Origin of the sequence: Nesterenkonia aethiopica, from assembly GCF_039534665.1 — a bacterium.
Classification (GTDB): Bacteria; Actinomycetota; Actinomycetes; order Actinomycetales; family Micrococcaceae; genus Nesterenkonia; species Nesterenkonia aethiopica.
This window is the reverse complement of record NZ_BAAAVT010000034.1, coordinates 1-5630: the sequence shown is the minus strand read 5'-3', so window position 1 is coordinate 5630 and position 5630 is coordinate 1. Positions and strand designations below refer to the sequence as shown.

6 protein-coding genes, 1 tRNA gene and 1 rRNA gene are annotated in these 5630 nt (G+C 67.1%); 7 read left to right on the top strand and 1 reads right to left on the bottom strand.

Features of this window, described 5'->3' with window-relative positions; translation table 11 throughout:
* From rrf to ABD658_RS15165, 4 genes are all read left to right on the top strand, one after another.
* Positions 1 to 90 (top strand): 5S ribosomal RNA (gene rrf, locus ABD658_RS15180); the annotation flags it as partial.
* A gap of 162 nt (positions 91 to 252) precedes the next feature.
* Positions 253 to 329, top strand: a tRNA-Pro gene (locus ABD658_RS15175).
* 105 nt (positions 330 to 434) lie between these two features.
* Entirely contained in the window at positions 435 to 1079 is a 645-nt protein-coding gene (locus tag ABD658_RS15170; RefSeq protein WP_344683903.1) for a hypothetical protein, read from the top strand.
* A gap of 28 nt (positions 1080 to 1107) precedes the next feature.
* Positions 1108 to 1668 (top strand): TetR/AcrR family transcriptional regulator, encoded by a 561-nt coding sequence (locus ABD658_RS15165; protein WP_344683901.1) that lies wholly within the window; start codon positions 1108 to 1110, stop codon positions 1666 to 1668.
* Between the two features lie 30 nt (positions 1669 to 1698).
* On the opposite strand, the gene aceB is transcribed toward ABD658_RS15165, so the two are convergent.
* On the bottom strand, positions 1699 to 3300 hold the full coding sequence (gene aceB / locus ABD658_RS15160) for a malate synthase A (protein WP_344683899.1): 1602 nt from the start codon (positions 3298 to 3300) through the stop codon (positions 1699 to 1701).
* 199 nt (positions 3301 to 3499) lie between these two features.
* Here aceB and uraD point away from each other — a divergent pair, with 199 nt between their 5' ends.
* The 3 genes from uraD to pucL all read left to right on the top strand — a co-directional run bounded on the left by uraD (position 3500) and on the right by pucL (position 5328).
* Positions 3500 to 4000, top strand: coding sequence for a 2-oxo-4-hydroxy-4-carboxy-5-ureidoimidazoline decarboxylase (gene uraD / locus ABD658_RS15155; RefSeq protein WP_344744947.1), 501 nt, complete (start codon positions 3500 to 3502; stop codon positions 3998 to 4000).
* Positions 3997 to 4323: a hydroxyisourate hydrolase gene (gene uraH, locus ABD658_RS15150; protein WP_344683895.1), complete on the top strand. Its 327-nt coding sequence runs from the start codon at positions 3997 to 3999 to the stop codon at positions 4321 to 4323. Before uraD ends, uraH begins: the two co-directional genes overlap by 4 nt.
* A gap of 90 nt (positions 4324 to 4413) precedes the next feature.
* Positions 4414 to 5328 carry a factor-independent urate hydroxylase gene (pucL, locus tag ABD658_RS15145; RefSeq protein WP_070158954.1) on the top strand — a complete coding sequence of 305 codons (915 nt, stop codon included), beginning with the start codon at positions 4414 to 4416 and terminating at the stop codon, positions 5326 to 5328.
* The last annotated feature ends 302 nt before the right edge of the window (positions 5329 to 5630 follow it).

Sequence of the window (5630 nt, the reverse complement as noted above, 5' to 3'; positions counted from 1 at the left end):
CCCGGTCCCATCCCGAACCCGGAAGCTAAGACCCACAGCGCCGATGGTACTGCACACGGGAGTGTGTGGGAGAGTAGGTCACCGCCGGACACCACTTCACAGTGCTGACGCCCGCACGACGGCAAGGGAGCCGTCGTCGCGGGCGTCAGCTGTGTTCAGACCTTGATGAATGCCGGGCCGTTTTGGCACCGGCAGACGTCTTGGCTAGTATGGTCTTCTGTGAAAGCCGCCAGGCGGCCGGATCAGAAACACCGGGGTGTGGCGCAGCTTGGTAGCGCGCCTCGTTCGGGACGAGGAGGTCGCAGGTTCAAATCCTGTCACCCCGACCACCAGATGAGGGGCTCGATCGTCAGATCGGGCCCCTTCGTCGTCTCTGGATATGCTGGAGTCCACTGACGATCCCCGACGATGAGGAGGAAGTCATCGGCTCCGAGATGATCGGGCACCCGGCTGGAGGGGACCACCGGCGCCGTCGCCTCCAGGTGACCGCCTCCGCCGCATCGTTCGTCGTGCTCTTCGCCGCTCTGCTGATCATCATGCTGCCCAATCCGTGGGCGCTGCTGGCAGGGCTGGTCTTCGGCGGCGCAGGAGCGGCGGCCACCTATGGCACGATGAGCGGGATGGCTCAGTCCTCCCAGCGCCGCACACAGGCGCTCACCGACGATCAGAAGCGCCTACGACAGGAGCTGGCATCCTTGACGGAGACCATCCGCACCCGGTCTGACAAGCTCCCTCCCTCCACTCAGGGGCAGCTGCGCATGATGGTCGTCGGTCTCGAGGAGATCGTGGAACGGTGGTCCACGTTGGAGCGCCTGGCGGAGCAGCAGGACGCCGTTCGCATGACCATCACGCGGCACCTCCCGCGGACATTGGAGCTGTTCCTGGAGCTCCCGGACAGTGCCAAGCCCACGCACGCCCGCGAGTTCAAGGAGCAGGTGGGGCTGCTCGCCGAGGCGGTGGCGAAGACCCGCGACACCGTCGTCGCGAAGAACCTCCAGGCGCTGCGGACCAACCGCTGGCTGTTGGAGGAATCGCTCACAGATCCGGACGAGAAGCTCTTCCGCGACCACGGCCTCTGAGGCCCCGCCCGCACCCGGAGACATCATCATGCCGCTCTCAGCCGCCGCCATCGTCGAGGCCGCGCATCGCCTGCTGCTGGACTACGGCCTTCAGGACGTGTCCATGCGTCGCCTGGCGGGAGAGCTCGGCGTCCGCCCCGGAGCGCTCTACTACCACGTGCCCAGCAAGCAGCAGCTGCTGGCCGATGTGGCCCACCGGATCCTGGCCCCGCTGGCAGATCCGCCTGGCACGGTCGGTGTGGAGGAGCTCATGCGACGCTTCCGGGCCACTGTGCTGCCCATCCGCGACGGCGCCGACCTGATGCTCATCGCCTTCGGCCTGAACCCTGGCCTGCCCCCGGTCCCAGCCCTGCGGCGCGGCCTGGAACGGCTGGGCCTGGCCTCCGGCCTGGCTCACGAGCGCGCCCAGATCGTCATGCACTTCGCCCTCGGGGCGGTGGCGGCGGAGCAGAACGCCGCCCTGCTGCACCCAACCCCGGAGACGACTGACCGGGAGGCGCCCAACCGGGAGACGACAGGCCCGGAGACGACAAGAGGCGCAGCCCTCTACGACGAGGGGCTGCGCCTCCTGATGCCGACCGCCGACTGAGCGCCGGTCAGCCGTTGCGGATGCGGACGCTCAGTCCAGCAGCTCGTAGGCCGGCTGGGTGAGGAAGTCCTCATAGTCGGTGTCGAGGACCAGACGGCGCACGATGTCCGCAGCAGGCTCGAAGTACCGGCTGAAGGTCTCCGGGTCGGCGATCTCGCCGCGCAGCCGCTCGACCTCCTCGCCGAGCAGGCGCTCCACCAGGTCCGCGTCCACTGGGGCCCCGGTGTCCGCAGTGACGGTGCGGTTGCGGATCTGCTGCCACACCTGCGACCGGGAGATCTCCGCGGTCGCGGCGTCCTCCATGAGGTTGTGGATGGCCACCGCTCCGTTGCCCGAGAGCCAGATGGCCGTGTAGTAGACCGCCACGTAGAGGTTCATGCGCACACCCCCCTCGGTGACGTCGCCCTCGGCCTTGCCGACAGCCAGCAGATCCTCGGCGCTGACGTCGACGTCGTCGCGCTGACGGTCGATCTGGTTCGGCCGGTCACCCAGGACCGCGTCGAACTCCTCGCGGCAGATGTCCACCAGGTCCGGATGGGCGACCCACGAGCCGTCGAATCCGTCACCGGCTTCGCGGGACTTGTCGTCACGGACCTTGCCGATCGCCTTCTCCGTGACCTCCGGCTCGCGGCGGTTGGGGATGAAGGCCGCCATGCCGCCCATGGCGAAGGCGCCGCGACGGTGGCACGTCTTCACCAGCAGCTCGGTGTAGGCGCGCATGAACGGCTGTGTCATGCCCACCTCGGCACGGTCCGGCAGGACGAACTCGGAGCCGGAGGCGCGGAAGTACTTGATGAGGGAGAACAGGTAGTCCCAGCGTCCGGCGTTGAGCCCGGACGCGTGGTCGCGCAGCGCGTAGAGGATCTCGTCCATCTGGAACCCGGCGGGGATGGTCTCGATCAGCACGGTCGCGCGCACGGTGCCATGCGGCAGCCCCAGGCGCTCCTCGGAGAAGGTGAAGATGTCGTCCCAGAGCTTGGCCTCCGGGTGGTGCTCGATCTTCGGCAGGTAGTAGAAGGGGCCCAGGCCCTTCTCGTGGAGCAGCGTCGCATTGTGGAAGAAGTGCAGGCCGAAGTCCACGAGGGCGCCCACCGCCGGCGCACCATCGATCTCCAGGTGCTTCTCGGGCAGGTGCCAGCCACGGGGGCGGACGACGACGGTGGGCAGGTCCACATCATCGCGGAGCCGGTACTCCTTGCCCTCAGGAGAGGTGAACTGCAGCGTGCCGCGCGCCGCCTCGTAGAGGTTCTTCTGCGCGTCGATGACGTTGAACCAGGTGGGGGAGGAGGCGTCCTCCAGGCAGGCCAGCCAGACCTTCGCCCCGGAGTTCAGAGCGTTGATGGCCATCTTCGCCGGGGCAGGCGGGCCGGTGATCTCCACACGGCGGTCCTGCAGGGAAGCGGGGTGCTCGGCGACCTTCCAGTCGCCGTCGCGGATCTCCTGGGTCTCGGGGAGGAAGTCGAGACGTCCAGTCTCGGCCGCCCGCTGCTGGGCTGCCCGGCGGGCCTCCAGCAGCTCGTCCCGGGTGCCGGCGAACCGGCGGTGCAGTTCCTCCACGAAGGCCAGTGCCTCATTGGTGAGGATCTGGTCCCGCCCGGGAACTGAATAGGGCTCTGTTGTCGTGATCGTCATACGAGCTGCTCCTTTGCACTCCGGTGTCTCGGACTCCGTTGTACTGCATAGTATCCACGGAACGAAATAAGTTGTCCAGATTGTGGACTTCTGGGATGGGGTAGCGGGGCGGTGTCCGAGTGGCTTGACACGGGCTGGAGAGGTGGATCACACTTGCACGTAGCGGAATAAGTTATCCACGATGCGGAAAGCAGAGGAGATGAGGGTGAGCCTCACAGAGTTCAACCGGGCGGCCGACGGCGATGCTCGCGCCCAGCTGCAATCATGCCTCAGGGTGAGTCGCTGGGTCGACGGTCTGTCGGCTCGCCGCCCCTTCTCCTCCGTCGAGGAGGCCCTCGAGCTCGCGCACACCATCGCCCATCCCCTCACCGAGGAGGAGATCGACGAGGCGCTCGCCGGTCACCCTCGGATCGGCGACCGTGACGACTCCGACACGGCCGAAGCAGCCCACTCGCGACGAGAGCAGGGCGGGCTCGGTGATGCTGACGCCGAGATCCTGCGCCGCCTCGACGCAGGCAATCGGGCCTATGAGGAGCGCTTCGGCCGGGTCTTCCTCATTCGGGCCGCTGGCCGCACCCACCAGGAGGTGCTCACCGAGCTGGAGCGCCGCCTCGACCTCGACCCCGCACGGGAGCTGGAGATCATCGGGCAGCAGCTCGAAGAGATCGCCGCCCTGCGACTGGAAGGACTTCTTCGATGAGCTACATCACAGCCCATGTCCTCGACGCCACCGCCGGAACGCCCGCGCGCGGCGTGGAGATCCAGCTGCTCAGCGCCGTCGGCCAGCAGCTGGGCGCCGCAGTCACCGACGCGGACGGCCGCGTCGCGGACCTCGGCCCAGAGACCCTGGAGCCCGGTGACTACCGGGTCATCTTCGGAACGGGTGCCTATTTCTCGGCACGTGGACAGGAGAGCTTCCACCCCGTGGTGACGGTGGACTTCGCCGTCAAGGCGGGGGAGGCGCACTACCACATCCCGCTGCTGCTGAGCCCGTTCGCCTATTCCACCTACCGCGGCAGCTGACCCAGGAGCTGAGGCCCCCGCGCCGCCCTCGCGGTCAGGGAGCTCTCGGCGGCTGCCCCGCAGGCCTATTCTCAACACAAGGAGACGACCATGAGTGCAGTGCCACAGGAGACGACCACCAGCGCAGTGCGTCTCTCGTCCAACCAGTACGGCAAGGCGGAGAACCGCGTGGTCCGCGTCTATCGGGACAGCGCACGCCACGAGCTGCGCGACCTGAATGTGACCTCGCAGCTCCACGGCGACTTCGACGCCGCCCACACCGAAGGCGACAACGGACACGTGGTGGCCACCGACACGCAGAAGAACACCATCTTCGCCAAGGCGAAGGAAGTCGGAATCAGCTCTCCCGAGCACTTCCTGCTCACCCTGGCCGACCACTTCACCGGCGAGTTCGACTGGGTCACCGGGGGACGTTGGGCGGCCGAGGAGTACGGCTGGTCCCGCATCGAGGGGCATGACCACTCCTTCTTCCGTTCGGCGCCGGAGGTGCGGACCGCTGTGCTCAAGCGCGACGGCGACCGCGACCACCTCCTGTCGGGGTTCTACGGCCTCACGGTGCTGAAGACCACCGAGTCCGGCTTCGTGGGCTATCCCAAGGACAGGTACACGACGCTGCCGGAGACCGAGGATCGCATCCTCGCCACGGACATTGCGACGCGCTGGCGCTACAACACCACCGTCGGCGTCGACTTCGAGGCGACCTATGCGAAGGTCCGGTCCATCATTCTCAGCACCTTCACCGACCACTACTCCTATGCCCTGCAGCACACGCTGTACCAGATGGGCCAGAAGGTGATCACCGAGGTGCCCGAGATCGACGAGATTCGGTTCTCCTGCCCGAACAAGCACCACTTCGCCTATGACCTCGAGCGGTTCGGTCTCGAGAACCCCAATGAGGTCTTCTATGCGGCAGACCGGCCATACGGGCTCATCGAGGCCACCATCGCTCGGGACGGCGTCGAGGACGCGCCGGAGGCCTGGGCCGACGTCGCCGGCTACTGCTGATGACCTGACGGGGCCTGCAGCGTGGCAGGTTCCCGTCCGCTGACGGCCCGGAGGGTGCTGGGTGGGCGCCCTCCGGGCTCCCTTCGTGCTGCGGAACGTGACCCGTTCTGCGGCGTCATCCGCCCGACCTCGATGGTGCCGCTGGGGCGCATCCCTGCCCTGGATCTCGGTGCCTGCTCGTCGATCCTTGGAAAGAGGTGGCTCAGTGAGCGCTGGTGAAGAGATCTCACATATTCGCAGCGGTCTGACCAACCAGTTGCCGGATGTGGATCCGGAGGAGACTCAGGAATGGTTGGAGTCTT

What these genes read in the sequence shown, in the direction of transcription:
- ABD658_RS15170 (WP_344683903.1), top strand. Translation starts at nt 435, where the DNA reads ATGATCGGGCACCCGGCTGGAGGGGACCACCGGCGCCGTCGCCTCCAG.
- ABD658_RS15165 (WP_344683901.1), top strand. Translation starts at nt 1,108, where the DNA reads ATGCCGCTCTCAGCCGCCGCCATCGTCGAGGCCGCGCATCGCCTGCTG.
- aceB (WP_344683899.1), bottom strand. Translation starts at nt 3,300, where the DNA reads ATGACGATCACGACAACAGAGCCCTATTCAGTTCCCGGGCGGGACCAG.
- uraD (WP_344744947.1), top strand. Translation starts at nt 3,500, where the DNA reads ATGAGGGTGAGCCTCACAGAGTTCAACCGGGCGGCCGACGGCGATGCT.
- uraH (WP_344683895.1), top strand. Translation starts at nt 3,997, where the DNA reads ATGAGCTACATCACAGCCCATGTCCTCGACGCCACCGCCGGAACGCCC.
- pucL (WP_070158954.1), top strand. Translation starts at nt 4,414, where the DNA reads ATGAGTGCAGTGCCACAGGAGACGACCACCAGCGCAGTGCGTCTCTCG.